Source organism: Serratia sp. TSA_105.2 (assembly GCF_052692115.1).
Genome location: NZ_JBQZFT010000003.1, coordinates 582,135 through 601,389 on the forward strand (window position 1 = coordinate 582,135; position 19,255 = coordinate 601,389).

A 19,255-nucleotide genomic window follows, 5' to 3' on the forward strand; every position below is an offset into this window, starting at 1 on the left:
ACCGCCCCTCAACTCGATGACTCATGCGACAACGGGACTGCCCCTTATGCCAGGAATACTGTTGAAGAAACGGCCGCTTAGCCGTTACCTGAAAGACTACAAGCACAGCCAGACCCATTGCTCCCAGTGCGGCAAACTGTTGGACCGCATGGCGCTGGTGTTTCGCGGCAAGATTATCAATAAAGAAGCCATCGCGCGCATGGATCAGCCGATCGACGATGCGGTCTGGCAAAACGTGCAACACGAGCTGACCGCGCTGTGCCGCTTCTGCAGCGAGATCTCCTGCAACAGCCACCCCAGCTATTTCGACATCATGGCGTTCAAACAGTATCTGTTCGAGCAGACCGAGATGAGCCACAGCACCATCCGCGAGTATGTGGTGCGGCTACGCCGGCTGGACGAAATGCTGGTGGCGCGCAACTACCCGGCGGATAAATTCGCCAGCAGCGCCAGCCATCAGCGTATCATCGACGATCTGCCTACCGCGGCGCACAACAACTACCGCATTGCGCTGCGCAAATACGATCAGTATCTCGCCTGGCAGCGCAGCTACTGAGACTTTTCCCCGGCCGCTGGGCCGGGGCCTGCTGTTTCCCCCGTGATAAAGGATGATTATTCAGTTCACATCTGATAAATCTATCGGTTATCAGATGTTGATATTCGATTCCCTGGGGGGAAGTAGTGAACCTGCAACAACAACTGGCGCAATTTCCGCGTCTGGATCTGGTTGGCACCGCCACACCGCTCGAAAAGCTGTCCCGTCTCTCCGATTACCTCGGCCGCGAAATCTACCTTAAACGTGACGACGTCACCCCTATGGCAATGGGCGGCAACAAGCTGAGAAAGCTTGAGTTTTTGGCCGCCGACGCGCTGCGTCAGGGTGCCGATACGCTGGTCACCGCCGGCGCCATTCAATCCAACCACGTGCGCCAGACGGCGGCGGTGGCGGCGAAACTGGGCCTGCACTGCGTCGCGCTACTGGAAAACCCTATCGACACCCGCGCGGAAAACTATCTCACCAACGGCAATCGCCTGTTGATCGGCCTGTTCAACGCCGAGGTGGTGATGTGTGAAGCGCTGCACGATCCGCAGCAGCAGCTGGCGGAACTGGCGACGCGCCTCGAGGCTCAGGGCTTCCGGCCTTACGTGGTGCCGGTGGGTGGCTCCAATGCCCTGGGCGCGCTGGGATATGTGCAGTGCGCATTGGAAATCGCCGAGCAGAGCCAACGCAGCAACGTGGCGTTCAGTTCGGTGGTGGTGGCGTCCGGCAGCGCCGGCACCCACGCGGGGCTGGCGGTGGGGCTGCAGCAGCTGTTGCCGGAGACTGAACTGATCGGCGTGACGGTCTCGCGCACCGTGATCGATCAGCTGCCGAAGGTGGAGCAGATCCAAAAAGCCCTGGCCTGTTCGCTGAATATCGACGAACTGGCGCCGATCGCGCTATGGGATGATTATTTCGCGCCGCAGTACGGCATGCCGAACGAAGAGGGCATGGCGGCGGTGCAACTGCTGGCGCAGCAAGAAGGTGTGTTGCTGGATCCGGTATACACTGGCAAAGCGATGGCCGGTTTGATCGACGGCATCGCCCAGCGGCGCTTCCGCGATGAAGGGCCTATTCTGTTCGTTCACACCGGCGGTGCGCCGGCGCTGTTCGCCTATCATCCGCAGGTGTAAATACCGCTTGTTATTCCATTTTGAACTATATTTATAAGGTTATATTCCTTTATGCGGGCGGTCGCACTGTTAAAGTGCTGATATCAAAAAAGATAAATAACACACAGGGGTGTTTATGATGTTTGCGAAAGTTCGTCGTCAATGGCTGTTGGGCGTGGTGGGTATTGCGTTGGCCGCCGGTGTGACGACTCAAACCTACGCCGCCGACAATCTGCTGCAGCAGGTGAAACAACGCGGCACGCTGATCGTCGGGCTGGAAGGCACCTATCCGCCGTTCAGCTTCCAGGGGGAAGACGGCAAGCTGACCGGTTTCGAAGTGGATTTCGCCAACGCACTGGCGGAACACCTGGGCGTGAAAGCCAAGCTGAACCCGACCAAGTGGGACGGCATGCTGGCTTCGCTGGATTCGAAGCGTATCGACGTGGTCATCAATCAGGTGACGCTCTCCGATGAGCGCAAGAAGAAATATGATTTCTCCACCCCTTACACCGTTTCCGGGATTCAGGCGCTGGTGAAAAAAGGCAACGAAGGCACCATCACCAAGCCGGAAGATCTGAAGGGCAAGAAGGTCGGCGTTGGCCTGGGCACCAACTATGAGCAATGGCTGCGTGAGAATGTGCAGGGCGTGGACGTGCGTACCTACGACGACGACCCGACCAAGTATCAGGATCTGCGCGTTGGCCGTATCAACGCCATTCTGGTGGATCGCCTGGCGGCGCTGGATCTGGTGAAGAAAACCGGCGATACGCTGGCGGTAGCCGGCCCGGCATTCTCTCGTCAGGAGTCCGGCGTGGCGCTGCGCAAGAACAACCCAGAGCTGCTGGCCGCGATTGACCAGGCGATCGCCGAGATGCAAAAAGACGGCACGATGGCGAAGATCTCCGAGAAATGGTTTGGCGCGGACGTAACTAAATAATGCACGAAAGTATTCAACTGGCGCTGGATTCAGCGCCATTTTTATTGAAGGGCGCAATACTGACGCTTCAGCTCAGCCTGGGCGGCATGGCGCTGGGGTTGCTGCTCGGTTTTCTGCTGGCGCTGATGCGCCTTTCGCCGCTTTGGCCGCTGGCGTGGCTGTCGCGCATTTACGTGTCGCTGTTCCGCGGCACGCCGTTGATCGCCCAGCTGTTTATGATCTATTACGGTCTGCCGCAGTTCGGCATCGAGTTCGATCCTTTCCCGGCGGCGCTGATTGGCCTGTCGCTCAATACCGCCGCCTACACCTCGGAAACGCTGCGCGCGGCGATTTCGTCGATCGACAAAGGGCAGTGGGAAGCCGCCGCCAGCATCGGGATGACCCGCTGGCAAACCCTGCGCCGGGTGATCCTGCCGCAGGCGGCGCGCACCGCCTTGCCGCCGCTGGGCAACAGTTTTATCGGCCTGGTGAAAGACACCTCGCTGGCCGCCACCATTCAGGTGCCGGAACTGTTCCGCCAGGCGCAGTTGATCACCTCGCGCACGCTGGAAGTGTTTACCATGTACCTGGCGGCATCGCTGATTTACTGGGTGATGGCGACCCTGCTTTCCGCACTGCAAAACCGTCTGGAAGCCCACGTTAATCGCCAGGATCAGGAGTAACGCATGAGTGCCATCGAAGTTAAGCAATTGACCAAGCAGTTCAAGGGTCAGACGGTGCTGCATGGGATCGATCTGGCGGTGGACGCCGGCGAAGTGGTGGCGATTATCGGGCCGAGCGGCTCGGGGAAAACCACCTTATTGCGCTGCATTAACCTGCTGGAGGAGCCGGATTCCGGCACCATTCGCGTCGGTGATATCCTGATCGACGGCAGCAAGCCGCTGAGCAAACAGAAAAATCAGGTGCGGGCGCTGCGTCAGCAGGTCGGTTTCGTGTTCCAGAACTTCAACCTGTTCCCGCACCGTTCGGTGTTGGAAAACATCATCGAAGGGCCGGTTATCGTCAAGGGCGAGGCGAAAGCCAGCGCGGAACAGCGCGCCCGCGCGTTGCTGGCCAAGGTGGGGTTGAGCGGCAAGGAGCAGGCGTATCCGCGGCGGTTATCTGGCGGCCAACAGCAGCGAGTGGCTATTGCGCGCGCGCTGGCGATGCAGCCGGAGGTGATTCTGTTCGATGAGCCGACGTCGGCGCTCGATCCCGAGCTGGTGGGGGAAGTGCTCAATACCATGCGTTCACTGGCGGAAGAGAAACGCACCATGGTGATCGTCACCCATGAGATGAGCTTTGCCCGCGACGTGGCCGACCGGGTTATCTTTATGGACCACGGCCGCATCGTTGAACAGGGCCCGGCCAAAGCGCTGTTCGCCAACCCGCAGCACCAGCGTACCCAGCAATTCCTCGACAAATTCCTGAATCAATAAGGCGGCGGGGGAGCTTCCCCCGTCCGCATTCACTCCGTTTTCAATAATGCGTTTCGCGCGGCGGCGGCGAGAAACCCGCTGCGGCTACCGTATCCCGGATGTTACCGAACCCGAGCGTCAAAGCGACGAGTTGCGTGCTGCCGCGGTTTGCAAGCAGACCAATCCGTTCTGAGCTCACCCTGTTGTTATCGTCCATTAGGCGCCACATCCTCATGCCAGGATAACAAGACGCTAACGGCTGACCGGGCTGCGGGCAATAAAAAACCCTGCACAAGTGCAGGGTTTGCGTCGCGGTGAGCAACTCAGGCGGCAATCCATGGCCGCCTTGATGATGCGTTAACCGATGGTCATCAGGCTGGCGTTGCCGCCGGCGGCGGCGGTGTTGACGCTCAGCGAACGTTCGATAAGCAGGCGTTCCAACAGGATGTTGGTTTCACCATGGGCGAAGCCCTGTACCGAAACGATGGCGCCGCCGCGCTGCGCGATCTGTTCGCACAGGGTGCGCAACTGATCGGCATCGCCGTGGTAGATGGCGGCGTCGAACTCGACCTTGTCCTGCTGCCAGTCTTTGCTGAAGGCGATGCGCGCCTGCACATCGTTCGGCAAGCGGCGGAACAGATTGCGCTGCAGTTCCGCTTCCGGCCACAGCACGCAGCTGCCAACCGCCAGCACGGCGGCCAGTTGGATCAGCGCGTCGGCTTCGTTATCCGCCAGGCACAGCACGCGTTCACGTGGCAGCAGGGCATAGGTATTGCGCTCGCCGGTCGGGCCCGGCAGCGGACGTACGGTGCCGCCCTGGCCCAGTTCCGCATAGCGCTGCGCTAAAGCCGCCAGTTCGCCTTGTTGGCTGGTGACCGCCCATTTCTCCAGCGATTGCAGTGCGCCCAGCAGTTGCGGCCGTGCGGTAGCTTCCATCGGGCGCTCTTCGTCCTGACGGTGCAGCGTACGCTGCAGCGCATCGTCCGGACGGTTGGCCAGCAGACGGTACAGGTACAGCGGGCCGCCGGCTTTCGGGCCGGTGCCCGACAGGCCTTCGCCGCCGAACGGCTGTACGCCGACCACCGCGCCAACCATGTTACGGTTGACGTACAGGTTGCCGACCTTGGCGCGTTCGGTCACCCGGGCGATGGTTTCATCGATACGGGTGTGAATGCCCAGCGTCAGGCCATAACCGGCGGCGTTGATCTGATCGACCAGCGCGTCCAGATTGTTGCGCTGGAAGCGCACCACGTGCAGCACCGGGCCAAAGATCTCTTTTTGCAGCTCGTCGAAGCTGTCGAGCTCAATCAGCGTCGGCTTGATGAAGGTGCCGCGCGCCCACTCTTTCTCATCCTGCGTGCTGCCTTTGGCGGCCTGGTACACCTTGCGGCCTTTGGCGCGCATCGCCTGGATGTGGCGTTCGATGCCGGTTTTGGCTTCGGCGTCGATCACCGGGCCCACGTCGGTAGACAGGCGCTCCGGATTGCCCATACGGCATTCGGCCATCGCGCCGCGCAGCATTTGCAGCGTGTGTTCGGCCACGTCTTCCTGAATGCACAGGATACGCAGCGCGGAGCAGCGCTGGCCGGCGCTGTCGAAGGCGGAGGCCACCACGTCGGTCACGACCTGTTCGGTCAGGGCGGAAGAGTCGACGATCATGGCGTTCAGGCCGCCGGTTTCGGCGATCAGCGGCGTCGGGCGGCCCTGCGGATCCAGACGACCGGCGATGCTGCGCTGCAGAATGCCGGCGACGTCGGTGGAGCCGGTAAACATCACGCCGCGTACGCGGGCGTCGTTGACCAGCGTTGAGCCGACGGTTTCACCCTGGCCCGGCAGCAGCTGCAGGACGCCTTGCGGAATGCCGGCTTCCAGCAGGATTCGCACTGCCTGCGCGGCTACCAGCGGCGTTTGCTCGGCCGGTTTGGCCAGCACGCTGTTGCCCGCCGCCAGCGCCGCGGCGATTTGGCCGGTGAAGATCGCCAGCGGGAAGTTCCAGGGGCTGATGCAGACCACCGGGCCCAGCGGACGGTGGCTGTCGTTGGCGAAATCGTCGCGTACCTGGCCGGCGTAGTAGTGCAGGAAATCGACCGCTTCACGCACTTCGGCGATGGCGTTGTTGAAGGTTTTACCCGCTTCGCGCACCAGAATGCCCAGCAGGCTTTGCAGCTGGCTTTCCATCAGCTCGGCGGCGCGTTCGAGGATCGCGGCGCGCTCCGTCGGCGGTGTCGCGAACCAAATTGGGCCGGCGGCCGCGGCGGCGTCGAGCGCACGGCTGACTTCGCCTTCGGTGGCTTCACGCACGTAGCCGACCACATCGCCCGGCTCGGCCGGGTTGATCACCGGTTGCTCCACGCCCTGATCCAATTCGGCGTCAATGATAGGTTCCGCGCGCCACGGATGGCTGGCGCTGGTGAGCAGGGCGCTGGAGAGCGAGGCCAGACGCTGTTCGTTGGACAGATCCAGACCGCTGGAGTTGGTGCGCTTCTCGCCGTACAGCTCGCGCGGCAGCGGAATGCGCGGGTGCGGCAGGCCAATCTGGCCTTCGCTGGCCGCCAGCGCTTCCACGGCGCTGACCGGATCGGCCACCAGCTCGTCGAGCGGCAGGGTGGCGTCGGCGATGCGGTTGACGAACGAGGTGTTGGCGCCGTTTTCCAGCAGGCGGCGCACCAGGTAAGCCAGCAGCGTTTCATGGGTGCCGACCGGCGCATAGATGCGGCAAGGGCGGTTCAGTTTGCCGTCGGCCACTTTACCCACCACCTGTTCATACAGCGGCTCACCCATGCCGTGCAGGCACTGGAACTCATACTGGCCAGGGTAGTAGTTGTTGCCGGCCAGATGATAGATGGCGCTCAGGGTATGGGCGTTGTGGGTCGCGAACTGCGGATAGATCAGGTTCGGCACCGACAGCAGCTTGCGGGCGCAGGCCAGATAGGAAACGTCGGTATAGACCTTGCGGGTGTAGACCGGGTAGCCTTCCAGGCCGTCCATCTGGGCGCGTTTGATTTCGCTGTCCCAGTAGGCGCCCTTCACCAGACGGATCATCAGGCGACGGCGGCTGCGTTGCGCCATGTCGATCACCGCATCGATGGCGAACGGGCAGCGTTTCTGGTAGGCCTGGATCACGAAGCCGATGCCGTTCCAGCCGGCCAGCTGCGGCTCGAAGCACAGCTTCTCCAGCAGATCGAGCGAGATCTCCAGACGGTCGGCCTCTTCGGCGTCGATGTTGATGCCGATATCGTACTGGCGAGCCTGCAGGGTCAGCGACAGCAGGCGCGGGTAGAGTTCTTCCATGACGCGTTCGTACTGCGCGCGGCTGTAGCGCGGGTGCAGGGCGGACAGCTTGATGGAGATGCCGGGGCCTTCATAGATGCCGCGGCCGTTGGAGGCTTTGCCGATGGCGTGGATCGCCTGCTGGTAGGAAACCAGGTAGGCCTGCGCGTCGGCTTCGGTCAGGGCGGCTTCGCCCAGCATATCGTAGGAGTAGCGGAAGCCTTTTTCTTCGAGCTTGCGCGCGTTGGCCAGCGCTTCGGCGATGGTTTCACCGGTCACGAACTGTTCACCCATCAGACGCATCGCCATATCCACGCCTTTGCGGATCAGCGGTTCGCCGCTCTTGCCGATAATGCGGTTCAGCGAGCGAGACAGGTTTGCTTCGTTGTGCGTGGACACCAGTTTGCCGGTGAACAGCAGGCCCCAGGTCGCGGCGTTGACGAACAGCGACGGGCTGCGCCCGAGGTGCGAGTGCCAGTTGCCGTTGCTGATCTTGTCGCGGATCAGGGCATCGCGGGTCGGTTTGTCCGGAATGCGCAGCAGCGCTTCCGCCAGGCACATCAGCGCCACGCCTTCCTGCGAGGAGAGGGAGAACTCTTGCAGCAGGCCTTGCACCATGCCGGCGCGGCCGTTTGCACTTTTTTGGTTACGCAACTTCTCGGCGATGCCATAGGCCATTTTGTGAGTGGCCTGAGCAAGATCGGCGGGTAATCGCGCCTGTTCGAGCAACATCGGCACCGCTTCGGTCTCCGGGCGACGATAGGCGGCGGTGATGGCGGCGCGGGTGACCGACTGCGGCAGAATTTGTTCGGCGAAATCGAGGAATGGCTGGTGTGACTCTTCCTGCGCTTGCGGCATAATGTCGTCCGCTTCAGGCTGGCCCGCAGCGGCCAGCGCTGGAATTTCAGGAATATCGGAACCGCTCTCGAGACGCTCGAGGTAATTAAAGATGGCCTGCTTGATGAGCCAGTGCGGCGTGCGATCGATACGCTGTGCGGCGCTCTTGATCCGGTCGCGTGTTGCCTCGTCGAGTTTCACGCCCATTGTGGTAGTGCCCATGCCAATCCAACTCCTGTGTTTAGAACCTATCCCATCAGGCTAGACAAACAGCAGGCCGGAAAGCCTGTTGGGATAGGTTCGTGAGATGTGTGGTGTCAAGAATGCAGACAATATCCTGCATGTTGCAACTTTGTGCAACCTTGTTAAATCAGGCTGATGAGCGAAGTGTGAGTTTCATCGATTTTTTAACATCGGCAGTTGGCACGAATGTTGCCTTATTGAGCAAATGCGGCGGGGTTTATGCTGCCGCAGACGTTTTACCTTGCGGTATATAAGGGTAATAGCCGGGTGCAACTCACTTTGGTTGTCGTGAGTGCAACCTTTGGGCCCGGTAAATGTGACGCAGGGTAAACTTTGTGTAACTTTGTTGTTAAATATCTTGTTGGTTGATGAAAGGCTCATCTAGGATAACCGACGGTCAACAATTACGGGCAGAAACTATTTTACCTGCACTTGCTCGCAGGCTGCGCCACGTTCCGGCGCGGCGGCCAGTGAAATGCATTGCGCGTGGGTTTACCGGCGCCGGCTTGGCCGGAGCGAAACGCGAATAATAATGAAAGTGGAGAATTAAATGACAATGAGCACACCTATGCTGGTGACCTTCCTGGTGTACATTTTCGGGATGGTGCTGATCGGCCTGCTTGCCTACCGGGCAACCAACAACTTTGATGACTATATTCTCGGCGGCCGCAGTTTGGGCAGCGTGGTGACCGCGCTGTCCGCCGGCGCTTCCGACATGAGCGGCTGGTTGCTGATGGGCCTGCCGGGCGCGATCTTCCTCTCCGGCATCTCCGAAAGCTGGATCGCCATCGGCCTGACCATCGGCGCCTACCTGAACTGGAAACTGGTGGCAGGAAGGCTGCGCGTACATACCGAAGCCAACAACAACGCCCTGACGCTGCCGGACTATTTCACCAGCCGCTTTGAAGACAACAGCAAGCTGCTGCGGGTGATCTCGGCCATCGTCATCCTGGTGTTCTTCACCATTTACTGCGCCTCGGGCATCGTAGCCGGCGCGCGCCTGTTCGAAAGCACCTTCGGCATGAGCTACGAAACCGCCCTGTGGGCCGGTGCCGCGGCGACCATCCTCTATACCTTTATCGGCGGTTTCCTGGCGGTAAGCTGGACCGACACCGTGCAGGCCAGCCTGATGATTTTCGCGCTGATCCTGACGCCGGTGATCGTCATCTTCGCCGTTGGCGGCATCGATACTTCGATGCTGGTGATCCAGGCACAGAACCCGGCCAACCTCGACATGCTTAAGGGGTTGAACTTCATCGCCATCCTGTCGCTGCTGGGTTGGGGCCTGGGCTACTTCGGCCAGCCGCACATCCTGGCGCGTTTCATGGCGGCGGATTCTCACCGCACCATCCGCAGCGCGCGCCGCATCAGCATGACCTGGATGATCCTGTGCCTGGCCGGCACCATCGCCGTCGGTTTCTTCGGCATCGCTTACTTCGCCAATAACCCGGATCAAGCCGGTAACGTGTCGCAGAACGGCGAACGCGTGTTCATCGAGCTGGCGATGCTGCTGTTCAACCCATGGGTGGCGGGCGTGCTGCTGTCGGCAATTCTGGCGGCGGTCATGAGTACCCTGAGCTGCCAGCTGCTGGTGTGTTCCAGCGCGATCACCGAAGACCTGTACAAGGCGTTCCTGCGCAAAGGCGCCAGCCAGCGTGAGCTGGTGTGGGTCGGCCGCGTGATGGTGCTGGTGGTGGCGTTGATCGCCATCGCGCTGGCGGCCAACCCGGAGAACCGCGTGCTGGGCTTGGTGAGCTATGCCTGGGCCGGTTTCGGCGCCGCCTTCGGCCCGGTCGTGCTGATCTCGGTGCTGTGGTCGCGCATGACCCGCAACGGCGCGCTGGCCGGCATGCTGGTCGGTGCGGTGACGGTGATCGTCTGGAAACAGTACGAATGGCTGGGCCTGTATGAAATCATCCCAGGCTTCATCCTGGGCTGCCTCGCCATCGTGGTAGTGAGCCTGATGGGCCGCCAGCCTTCCGCCACCATGACCGAGCGTTTCGATCAGGCGGAAGCTGAGTATAAAACGGTATAACGCCGTTCGATGTCAGTCAGCAAGGGGCGCGCAGAGCGCCCCTTCTTTTTGCCGGCTTACCGCCGTCATCCGGCTGTAACACCTGGCGACATTTGATTAGAAAAAATCACGCTTGCGCCTCTTGTATTTCTTCTTGGCAGAATGATAATCACTCTCGTTGTATTTTACGTTTCTTTACAGAGTTGCCGCCGCTCATTTCGAGTCAATTTTCTCTGCCGCCGCGGTCTTTTCAGGGGTGATTATTTATGTTCGTTCCCTTTCTTATCATGTTCCGCGAGGGGCTGGAGGCTGCGCTGATCGTCAGCCTGATCGCCAGCTATCTGAAACGCACGCAGCGCAGCCAATGGCTCGGTGCGGTGTGGATCGGCGTGATTGTCGCCGCGGCGCTGTGTCTGGTGCTCGGCATCTTCATCAACGAGACCACCGGCGAGTTCCCGCAGAAACAGCAGGAGCTGTTCGAAGGTATCGTCGCGGTGGTGGCGGTACTGATCCTGACCTATATGGTGTTCTGGATGCGTAAGGTGTCCAAATCGGTCAAGGTGCATTTGGAAGGCGCGATCGATCAGGCGCTCAACGCCGGTAAAGGGCAGGGTTGGGCGCTGGTGGCGATGGTGTTTTTCGCCGTAGCGCGCGAAGGGCTGGAGTCGGTGTTCTTCCTGTTGGCGGCGTTCCAGCAAGACGTGGGCGCCGCGGCGCCGATCGGCGCGGTGCTCGGCCTGGTGGCCGCCATCGTGCTGGGCATGATGATTTACTGGGGCGGGGTGAAGCTGCACCTGGCCAAATTCTTCAAATGGACCAGCCTGTTCATTCTGTTCGTCGCCGCCGGCCTGGCCGCCGGGGCGATCCGCGCCTTCCACGAAGCCGGTCTGTGGAACCACTTCCAGGCTATCGCTTTCGATTTCAGCAGCACCCTCTCGACCCATTCGCTGTTCGGTACCCTGCTGGAAGGTATTCTCGGTTATCAGGAAGCCCCGACGGTCAGCGAAGTGGCCGTCTATTTCCTGTATCTGATCCCGGCGCTGATTTTCTTTTTCCTGCCGCAGCGCGCGGAGCCGGCAGCGGCGCCGGCGCAACGTAAAATCAATCATTAATGTGTAATAGGGAATCTCGTATGTCTACTCCGTTATTTCGCCGCAAGGCGTTGCACGCAGCATTACTGGCTATCCCGGCGTTTGCGCTGAGCATCGACGCGTTGGCGGCGGACGTGCCGCAGGTCAAGGTCACGGTCAACGACAAGCAGTGTGAACCGATGCAGCTGACGGTGCCGGCCGGCAAGACGCAGTTTGTGGTGCACAACACCAGCCAGAAAAACGTCGAATGGGAAATCCTGAAAGGGGTGATGGTGGTGGAAGAGCGCGAGAACATCGCGCCGGGCTTCACCCAGAAAATGACCGCCACGCTGGAAGCGGGCGAATATGACATGACCTGCGGGCTGCTGAGCAATCCGAAAGGTAAACTGACCGTCACCGCGGCGGCCAACGGCGCTACCGACGGCAAACCGAGCGCGCTGGATCTGGTTGGCCCGATCGCCGAGTACAAAGTCTACGTCACCAAAGAAGTCGATGGGCTGGTGAAACAGACCAAGCTGTTCACCGACGCGGTGAAGGCCGGCAACGTGGAGCAAGCGCGCAAGCTGTACGCGCCGACCCGCCAGCACTATGAGCGTATCGAGCCGATCGCCGAGCTGTTCTCCGATCTGGACGGCAGCATCGACGCCCGTGAAGACGACTACGAGAAGAAATCGGCGGATCCGAACTTCACCGGCTTCCACCGCCTCGAGAAGGCGCTGTTTGCCGACAACTCGACCAAAGACATGGGCAAATATGCCGACCGTCTGTATCACGACACTGTTGAGCTGCAAAAACGCGTGAGTGAACTGACTTTCCCGCCGAGCAAAGTGGTGGGCGGCGCCGCCGGGTTAATCGAAGAAGTGGCGGCCAGCAAGATCAGCGGTGAAGAAGACCGTTACAGTCGCACCGACCTGTGGGATTTCCAGGCCAACGTCGACGGCGCGCAGAAGATCGTCAACCTGCTGCGCCCGCTGCTGGTCAAAGCCAACAAGCCGCTGCTGGACAAGATTGACGCCAACTTCAAAACCGTCGACACCATTTTGGCGAAGTACCAAACCAAAGAGGGGTATGAGTCCTACGAGAAGCTGAGCGATGCCGATCGCAACGCGTTGAAAGGGCCGATCACCACGCTGGCGGAAGACCTTTCCCAACTGCGCGGCGTGTTGGGCCTGGACTGAGGCATACGGTTATGAGCAACAAGGCAGGCCCGAATAACGGGCCTCATCTGCAATCGCAAGGGGCGGCATCGCCTTCGCGGCGCCGTTTGCTGCAGGGGCTGGGGGTGGGCGCGCTGGCGCTGGGCGGCAGCCGCCTGGCGCAGGCGGCGGGCAACGCGGCGGAGCCGTTGGCGACGCCGCAGGATGAGCGTTGGCAGAAACAGCCGTTTTATGGCCGCCATCAGGCCGGGGTGCTGACGCCGCAACAGGCGGCGATGATGCTGGTGGCGTTCGACGTGCTGGCGACCAGCAAAGCGGATCTGGAGCGTCTGTTCCGGCTGTTGACCGATCGCATCGCCTTCCTGACCCACGGTGGCAAGGCGCCGGAGGTGGACGCCAAGCTGCCGCCGCTCGATTCCGGCATCATGGGGCCGGAGATTTACCCGGACAACCTGACCATTACCGTCTCGGTCGGCGCATCGCTGTTCGACGAACGCTTTGGCCTGCAGGCGCACAAACCGCTGCGGTTGCAGAAGATGACGCGCTTTCCCAACGATGCGCTGGATGCCGCGCTGTGCCACGGCGATCTGCTGCTGCAGATCTGCGCCAACACCAATGAAACCGCTCTCCACGCGCTGCGCGACATCATCAAGCATTCGCCGGATCTGCTCAGCGTGCGCTGGAAGCGGGAAGGGTTTATCTCCGCGCACGCGGCGCGCAGCAAAGGCAAAGAGACGCCGATCAACCTGCTGGGCTTCAAAGACGGCACAGCCAACCCGAAAACCGACGACAAACCGCTGATGGATAAGGTGGTGTGGGTCGGTGACAACGTGGGTGAACCGGCGTGGACGGCCGGCGGCAGCTACCAGGCGGCGCGTATTATTCGCTTCCGCGTGGAGTTTTGGGATCGCACGCCGCTGCAGGAGCAGGAAACTATTTTCGGTCGCGAAAAGCACAGCGGCGCGCCGTTAGGCATGAAGCATGAACATGACGAGCCGAACTACGCGAACGATCCCGACGGCAAGGTGATACCGATGGACGCGCACATCCGGTTGGCTAACCCCCGCACGCCGGAAAGCCAAAGCAACCTGATGCTGCGGCGTGGCTACAGTTATTCCCTTGGCGTTTCCAATGCCGGGCAGCTGGAAATGGGGCTGCTGTTCGTCTGCTATCAGGCCGATCTGGAAAAAGGATTCCTGACGGTGCAAAAAAGGCTCAATGGCGAAGCACTGGAAGAATACATCAAGCCGATCGGTGGCGGATATTTCTTCGTATTGCCGGGCGTGAAAGAGGGCGGCGACTATCTGGCCAGCGGCCTGCTCAAGGCCTGAGTGCGCAATGACGAGGCGGGATCTTCCGCCTCGTTTTACTTTGGCTTGCCTATTGCGCGGGGCATTAAGCGACGGCGTTCAATTCAATCCTTCGCCTGCGGATTAAAAAATCTGAGCGGCCCGCCGACTTTGAGTTGTGCAAATTTTAATCGGGAAACCAAAGTGTCATTCGCGGTTTTTAATTTTAATTTATTGATATTTATATGAATAATTTTTTTATGGAATGACGTGCCGAGCGTGATATAGTGTTTTTGCGCTAACTGAAAATAAAAGATATAAAATTTTTTTACATTTTAGTAACGCGACAGGATTGAATGTCATTATACTGTAATCATCTGGCGGTAGTTTTCACACGGTGCACAGCTTGAAGCTGTAAATATCACTGCGGGGATCGCTAATGGTAAAGTCCTTGGCTGGGCTGGAAAGAAAAAATAACACATCTCCCCTGATTTCTCGTTGTAACGAGGGTTCTCTCTCCAACTCTCTTTTACCGGCAACTCCGCACCCTTATCGCTACCGAATCTCATCACTTTTTACTCCACGTTTATTGATGCAGTCCGCGTTGTCCCGTGAAAAAACGGTGCTTAAGCGTTGCCGTCGATTCACGTTGTCCCTTGGCTCTTATTGGCTCGGAGGAGGCCAAAACCTAATACGTGTGTGAAACATAATCGCGCGGCCTGGCCGTTGCGGTAGGTGAAACAAACTGTAAGGTGCCACTATGGGTAGACAGAAAGCAGTGATCAAAGCACGTCGTGAAGCGAAACGCGTTATTCGTCGTGACGCTCGTAGTCATCGCCAGCTGGAAGAAGAGTCTGTGACCTCGCTGGTGCAAATGGGGGGAGTCGAGTCTATCGGCATGGCGCGAGACAAGCGCGATAGCTCACCCATCGAGGCTAGAACCGAAGCTCAGGGTCATTACTTATCAGCCATAGAGAATAAGCAGCTGATCTTCGCCACCGGCGAAGCCGGCTGTGGCAAAACATTCATCAGCGCCGCCAAGGCGGCGGAGGCGCTGATCCATAAAGAGGTGGATCGGATTATCGTTACCCGTCCTGTTTTGCAGGCGGATGAAGACCTCGGTTTCTTGCCGGGGGATATCTCCGAGAAGTTCGCCCCTTATTTCCGCCCGGTGTATGACATTCTGGTACGTCGTTTAGGCTCTTCCTTTATGCAGTACTGCCTGCGCCCGGAAATCGGCAAGGTAGAGATTGCGCCGTTCGCTTATATGCGTGGGCGCACCTTCGAAAATGCGGTCGTTATCCTGGATGAAGCCCAGAACGTGACCGCCAGCCAAATGAAAATGTTCCTGACCCGCCTGGGCGAAAACGTGACGGTTATCGTTAACGGCGACGTGACCCAGTGCGACTTGCCGCGCGGCGTGAAATCCGGTCTCAGCGACGCGCTGGAGCGCTTCGAAGAGGACGAGATGATCGGCGTTATCCGCTTTGAAAAACAGGACTGCGTGCGTTCCGCTTTGTGCCAGCGCACGCTCAACGCTTACAGTTAACCTATCCGCTAATAGAAAGGCCGCTTCGGCGGCCTTTTTTATCTCCGCAATTTCCCCTCTCGTTTAACCTTTGTGTAAATTATTGTGGTTTTTTGTATAGATTTTCGTTGAGTTAGCGTTAATGATTAATGGGTTCCAGATTGGCGCGCAATTTGCCTGCGGCACCAAAAGGACATTATCTGGGGTGTGCGCCGCGCGGCGCATAGCGTGTAGGTTCCTTGATGCGATTCAAACATGAAATACATCATTCTGATTTTGCTTATTTTATGCGTCGTCTATGTGCATTACCGCGGACGGGTGCGCTACAACGTGTGGCGGCAGCTGTCTGACCATTCCACCTTTACCGCACCGTTGAACGTTTTCATGTATCTGTTTTCCCGTGTGCCGACCACGCCGTACCTGAAGCCGGAGCAGTTTCCTGAGCTGGCGGTGTTGAGAGATAACTGGGAGACCATCCGCGACGAAGGACAGAAGCTGATGGAGATCCAGCAGATCAAGGCGTCCGATCAATTCAACGACGCCGGTTTCAACTCGTTCTTTAAGACCGGTTGGAAGCGCTTTTATCTGAAATGGTATGAGGACAGTCATCCTTCGGCCATGACCCTGTGCCCGCAGACCACTGAACTGCTGCGCAGCTTGCCTTCGGTCAAGGCGGCGATGTTCGCCGAACTGCCGGACGGCAGCCGTTTGCCGCGCCACCGCGATCCTTACGCCGGTTCGCTGCGTTATCACCTGGGGCTGATGACCCCCAACGATGACCGCTGCTTTATTGAAGTGGACGGCGAGCGCTACAGCTGGCGCGATGGGGAAGGCGTGATGTTCGATGAAACCTATCTGCACTACGCGGAAAACCAGAGTGGGCAGAACCGTCTGATCCTGTTCTGCGACATCGAACGGCCGATGCGTTATCGCTGGGCGCAGGCGGTTAACCACTGGCTGGGGCGTAATCTGATGAGCGCCGCCACCGCGCCGAACGAAGAGGGCGATCGCACCGGCGGCGTCAACAAGATGTTCAAATACATCTACGCGATACGCCGGGTGGGGAAACGCCTGAAGGCCTGGAACCGCACCGGCTATTACATCATCAAGTGGATTTTGTTCGGGGGGATCGCCGCGGCGATATTCTTCTCGGTATAAACGAAGACAAGGGCGCACGGTGTGCGCCCCTTTTTGATCAGGCGAAGATAGTCATCATGTAGGCGGCGAACAGCGCCAGGTGGGCGGTGCCGTTCAGCACGTTGGTGCGGCCGGTCGAGAACGACAGCTGGCACAGAAGCAGCACCGTCAGCATCACCACGATATGCGGCGTTTGCAGGCCGAAGATCAGCGTTTGCCCGGTCAGGGTGGCGATGATGGTGACCGCCGGCACGGTCAGGGAGATGGTCGCCAGCACCGAGCCGAAGAACAGGTTCATGGCGCGTTGTACCTGGTTGTTCAACACGGCGCGCAGCGCGCCCAGGCCTTCTGGCGACAGGATCAGCAGCGCCACCAGGAAACCGGTGAATTGCGCCGGCGCGTTCATCTTGGTCAGCAGGCCTTCCAGCGGATTGGCGTTGAACTTGGTGACGGCGATAACCGCGATCAGGTGTACGACGAGCCAGGCGGCATGCCAGGTGCTACTGTGCGATGAAGGCTTGCCGTGATGCGGATCGCCATCGTCGTCTTCATGCTCGTACACGAACAGACTCTGGTGAGTTTTGGTCTGGATCACCAGGAACACGCCATACATGGCAGCGGAGATCAGCGCGACCAACAGCGCTTGCCCGGTGCTGAAGTTGCCGCCCGGCAGCGCGCTCGGGAACACCAGCACGATCACCGCCAGCGGGAAAATCGCCATCAGATACTGTTTGATGCCGCCCAGGTTGACGTACTGGGTGGCAAACTTGCGCCCGCCGAGCAGCAGCGCGAACCCGACCAGGCCGGCGGAAACGATCATGATGATGGAGTACAGCGTGTCGCGCATCAGCGCCGGTGCGGCGTCGCCGGTGGCCATCAGCGCCGAGATCAGGCTGACCTCGAGGATCACCACCGACAGGCTAAGGATCAGCGAGCCGTAGGGTTCGCCCAACCGGTGGGCGAGCACGTCGGCGTGGCGCACCACGCTGAAGGCGCTGCTGAGGATCCCCACCAGCGCGAGAATGTTGATGCCGACGATCAGCGGAAAGTGAGTGGTGCTGCTCCACAGATTCAACACCACCAGCGCGGCGATGGGGAGGATCAGCGAGTATTCGGTATGGCGAGACTTGGTGGATCGGCCAGGATCGTGTTGCGACTTCATGAGGGTGGCACTCCTTATCAAACAGCGTAGCCCGTCAGCGCCGGTCGCCGTGATGCGGCAACTCTGCGTTTCCAGTAGGTATTTTATATTAGGATACACCCACGGCGCCGGTGTGATGTTGTTTTTATCTGAGAAAGCAATTGCTTGCTTTATGTGATCAGAGTAACAAAAAAACCGCACGGGGTGCGGTTTTATTTACTTACTTTTACGCAGTAACGCCAATTTTTAACGTTAGATTTGAGAAAAGTCGTGTTTACTCATTTACCACTTGGTTAATCAAGGGAAATGAGACCGTCAGTCATCAATGTTATCCATGATTTCATGCCGTTTATTGTGGTAACCCTCTTCATTTAGCCCTTCACGCCAGTAAGGTACGGCATAAAGGCGATTGCGATCGCATTGGCGTTCACGGCGCAGGTATCGACGCAACCCCACCACCAGGCGATCTTCACCGGCGAGCCAGAAGTGCGCTTCGCCCTGCGGCAGGGACTGCGCGCGGAACTGAGCGATCAGTTCCTCGGTTTTCTCTGTGCCGCCGACGATCCAATTGATTTCAACATCGGCGGGTTTTTTCAGGTCAATCACGTCAGCGGCGCTGTCGACGCGGACGAAAGCGCGTCCGGCGCTGTGCGGCGGCAGGTTTTCCAGCAGCGCGGCCAGCGCAGGCAGCGAGGAAGGATCGCCTGCCAGGCAGTAGAAATCGGCCGCCGGCAGCATCGGTTTAGGGCCGCCCGGGTTGCTGATGCCGATTTTATCGCCGGCTTTCGCCTGGCGCGCAAAGTCGACCGCCGGTCCCTGGTGGTCGTGAATCGCGAATTCGATGTCCACTTCCGCCTGTTCCGGGCGCACCGCGCGAATGGAATAGGTGCGTACGATCGGGCGCACGGCGTCCGCGGCCCAGCGCGGACCGTTTTCGGTCAGCGTCGGCAGATCCGGCTGGGTTTGGCCGGCGAGCGGCAAAAAGACCTTGATGTGTGCGGCGGCGGCGTTGGCCGGGTAGTAGCGCAGATCGGGCGCGGTAAAGGTGATGCGGCGCAGGTGCGGCGTAATGTCCTGTACGGCGCTGACGGCGATCAGGTAGGGGGCGCGTGAGCGAGGGGCTTCGGTAGTCACGGGGATCTCCTTATAGTTCGTTTGGCGGTGAGTATATCATGCCGTTTGATAATGAGAATTGTTTGCTCATTGAGGCGCAACGGCGTGTGAGCTAGGCTTAAGGTTCACGGAATACGCACGGGAGGACGTGATGCCCTATCAAGACACGAACGACTTGCCGGACAATGTGAAGCATGTGCTGCCGGCCCATGCACAGGCGATCTATAAAGAGGCGTTCAACAGCGCCTGGCAACAATACCGGGATCCTGAAGACCGACGCGGTGACGACAGCCGGGAGGAGACGGCGCACAAGGTGGCTTGGGCGGCGGTCAAGCAAAGCTATCGCAAGGGCGACGATGAGCGTTGGCACAAAAAGTAACGCCTTTATGGCCTGCTAAAATCGCGCAGACGTTATGCTGACCTCGGCAATTAATATTATTGCTGCTCA

At 59.4% G+C, this 19,255-nt stretch carries 16 protein-coding genes; 12 read left to right on the plus strand and 4 right to left on the minus strand.

From position 1 onward, the window contains the following. Positions 1–46 precede the first annotated feature (46 nt). The 5 genes from fliZ to tcyN all read left to right on the plus strand — a co-directional run bounded on the left by fliZ (position 47) and on the right by tcyN (position 4,008). Entirely contained in the window at positions 47–556 is a 510-nt protein-coding gene (gene fliZ, locus ACUTSC_RS13905; RefSeq protein WP_025303240.1) for a flagella biosynthesis regulatory protein FliZ, read from the plus strand. A 125-nt stretch (positions 557–681) separates the two neighbouring features. Then, the gene (locus ACUTSC_RS13910; protein WP_164098686.1) at positions 682–1,674 is read left to right on the plus strand and encodes a D-cysteine desulfhydrase; all 993 of its coding nucleotides are present in this window, start codon (positions 682–684) and stop codon (positions 1,672–1,674) included. A 115-nt stretch (positions 1,675–1,789) separates the two neighbouring features. Then, positions 1,790–2,590: a cystine ABC transporter substrate-binding protein gene (gene tcyJ, locus ACUTSC_RS13915; RefSeq protein WP_063990245.1), complete on the plus strand. Its 801-nt coding sequence runs from the start codon at positions 1,790–1,792 to the stop codon at positions 2,588–2,590. Further along, the gene (tcyL, locus tag ACUTSC_RS13920) at positions 2,590–3,252 is read left to right on the plus strand and encodes a cystine ABC transporter permease (protein ID WP_041035592.1); all 663 of its coding nucleotides are present in this window, start codon (positions 2,590–2,592) and stop codon (positions 3,250–3,252) included. The genes tcyJ and tcyL overlap by 1 nt, the downstream gene beginning before the upstream one ends. Before the next feature lie 3 nt (positions 3,253–3,255). Then, positions 3,256–4,008, plus strand: coding sequence for an L-cystine ABC transporter ATP-binding protein TcyN (gene tcyN / locus ACUTSC_RS13925; RefSeq protein ID WP_038876913.1), 753 nt, complete (start codon positions 3,256–3,258; stop codon positions 4,006–4,008). 40 nt (positions 4,009–4,048) lie between these two features. On the opposite strand, the gene ACUTSC_RS13930 is transcribed toward tcyN, so the two are convergent. Both ACUTSC_RS13930 and putA read right to left on the minus strand, forming a co-directional pair. Further along, the gene (locus ACUTSC_RS13930; protein WP_197800847.1) at positions 4,049–4,204 is read right to left on the minus strand and encodes a hypothetical protein; all 156 of its coding nucleotides are present in this window, start codon (positions 4,202–4,204) and stop codon (positions 4,049–4,051) included. A gap of 140 nt (positions 4,205–4,344) precedes the next feature. Further along, complete coding sequence (gene putA, locus ACUTSC_RS13935; protein WP_197767923.1) at positions 4,345–8,316, minus strand: trifunctional transcriptional regulator/proline dehydrogenase/L-glutamate gamma-semialdehyde dehydrogenase; 3,972 nt, start codon at positions 8,314–8,316, stop codon at positions 4,345–4,347. A gap of 571 nt (positions 8,317–8,887) precedes the next feature. On the opposite strand from putA, the gene putP reads away from it, so the two are divergent. The 6 genes from putP (at position 8,888) to lpxO (ending at position 16,574) form a co-directional block, all read left to right on the plus strand. Beyond that, positions 8,888–10,372, plus strand: a complete 1,485-nt coding sequence (putP, locus tag ACUTSC_RS13940) for a sodium/proline symporter PutP (protein ID WP_197767922.1) — start codon at positions 8,888–8,890, stop codon at positions 10,370–10,372. A 245-nt stretch (positions 10,373–10,617) separates the two neighbouring features. Next, positions 10,618–11,463, plus strand: coding sequence for an iron uptake transporter permease EfeU (efeU, locus tag ACUTSC_RS13945; protein ID WP_445653397.1), 846 nt, complete (start codon positions 10,618–10,620; stop codon positions 11,461–11,463). 20 nt (positions 11,464–11,483) lie between these two features. After that, entirely contained in the window at positions 11,484–12,620 is a 1,137-nt protein-coding gene (efeO, locus tag ACUTSC_RS13950) for an iron uptake system protein EfeO (protein ID WP_063990241.1), read from the plus strand. An 11-nt stretch (positions 12,621–12,631) separates the two neighbouring features. Then, positions 12,632–13,930 carry an iron uptake transporter deferrochelatase/peroxidase subunit gene (gene efeB / locus ACUTSC_RS13955; protein ID WP_445653398.1) on the plus strand — a complete coding sequence of 433 codons (1,299 nt, stop codon included), beginning with the start codon at positions 12,632–12,634 and terminating at the stop codon, positions 13,928–13,930. A gap of 718 nt (positions 13,931–14,648) precedes the next feature. Beyond that, on the plus strand, positions 14,649–15,437 hold the full coding sequence (gene phoH / locus ACUTSC_RS13960) for a phosphate starvation-inducible protein PhoH (RefSeq protein WP_015378226.1): 789 nt from the start codon (positions 14,649–14,651) through the stop codon (positions 15,435–15,437). Between the two features lie 234 nt (positions 15,438–15,671). After that, positions 15,672–16,574, plus strand: a complete 903-nt coding sequence (gene lpxO, locus ACUTSC_RS13965; protein ID WP_049202011.1) for a lipid A hydroxylase LpxO — start codon at positions 15,672–15,674, stop codon at positions 16,572–16,574. Between the two features lie 37 nt (positions 16,575–16,611). On the opposite strand, the gene chaA is transcribed toward lpxO, so the two are convergent. Then, positions 16,612–17,715 carry a sodium-potassium/proton antiporter ChaA gene (gene chaA, locus ACUTSC_RS13970; protein WP_197767918.1) on the minus strand — a complete coding sequence of 368 codons (1,104 nt, stop codon included), beginning with the start codon at positions 17,713–17,715 and terminating at the stop codon, positions 16,612–16,614. 294 nt (positions 17,716–18,009) lie between these two features. Then, positions 18,010–18,828 (minus strand): siderophore-interacting protein, encoded by an 819-nt coding sequence (locus ACUTSC_RS13975; RefSeq protein WP_197767917.1) that lies wholly within the window; start codon positions 18,826–18,828, stop codon positions 18,010–18,012. Positions 18,829–18,958: 130 nt separating this feature from the next. Here ACUTSC_RS13975 and chaB point away from each other — a divergent pair, with 130 nt between their 5' ends. Then, the gene (gene chaB / locus ACUTSC_RS13980) at positions 18,959–19,186 is read left to right on the plus strand and encodes a putative cation transport regulator ChaB (RefSeq protein ID WP_049202016.1); all 228 of its coding nucleotides are present in this window, start codon (positions 18,959–18,961) and stop codon (positions 19,184–19,186) included. Positions 19,187–19,255: the final 69 nt, after the last annotated feature.

What these genes read in the sequence shown, in the direction of transcription:
- fliZ (WP_025303240.1), top strand. Translation starts at nt 47, where the DNA reads ATGCCAGGAATACTGTTGAAGAAACGGCCGCTTAGCCGTTACCTGAAA.
- lpxO (WP_049202011.1), top strand. Translation starts at nt 15,672, where the DNA reads ATGAAATACATCATTCTGATTTTGCTTATTTTATGCGTCGTCTATGTG.
- chaB (WP_049202016.1), top strand. Translation starts at nt 18,959, where the DNA reads ATGCCCTATCAAGACACGAACGACTTGCCGGACAATGTGAAGCATGTG.
- tcyJ (WP_063990245.1), top strand. Translation starts at nt 1,790, where the DNA reads ATGATGTTTGCGAAAGTTCGTCGTCAATGGCTGTTGGGCGTGGTGGGT.
- putA (WP_197767923.1), bottom strand. Translation starts at nt 8,316, where the DNA reads ATGGGCACTACCACAATGGGCGTGAAACTCGACGAGGCAACACGCGAC.
- efeB (WP_445653398.1), top strand. Translation starts at nt 12,632, where the DNA reads ATGAGCAACAAGGCAGGCCCGAATAACGGGCCTCATCTGCAATCGCAA.
- tcyL (WP_041035592.1), top strand. Translation starts at nt 2,590, where the DNA reads ATGCACGAAAGTATTCAACTGGCGCTGGATTCAGCGCCATTTTTATTG.
- phoH (WP_015378226.1), top strand. Translation starts at nt 14,649, where the DNA reads ATGGGTAGACAGAAAGCAGTGATCAAAGCACGTCGTGAAGCGAAACGC.
- ACUTSC_RS13930 (WP_197800847.1), bottom strand. Translation starts at nt 4,204, where the DNA reads ATGGACGATAACAACAGGGTGAGCTCAGAACGGATTGGTCTGCTTGCA.
- tcyN (WP_038876913.1), top strand. Translation starts at nt 3,256, where the DNA reads ATGAGTGCCATCGAAGTTAAGCAATTGACCAAGCAGTTCAAGGGTCAG.
- chaA (WP_197767918.1), bottom strand. Translation starts at nt 17,715, where the DNA reads ATGAAGTCGCAACACGATCCTGGCCGATCCACCAAGTCTCGCCATACC.
- efeU (WP_445653397.1), top strand. Translation starts at nt 10,618, where the DNA reads ATGTTCGTTCCCTTTCTTATCATGTTCCGCGAGGGGCTGGAGGCTGCG.
- putP (WP_197767922.1), top strand. Translation starts at nt 8,888, where the DNA reads ATGACAATGAGCACACCTATGCTGGTGACCTTCCTGGTGTACATTTTC.
- efeO (WP_063990241.1), top strand. Translation starts at nt 11,484, where the DNA reads ATGTCTACTCCGTTATTTCGCCGCAAGGCGTTGCACGCAGCATTACTG.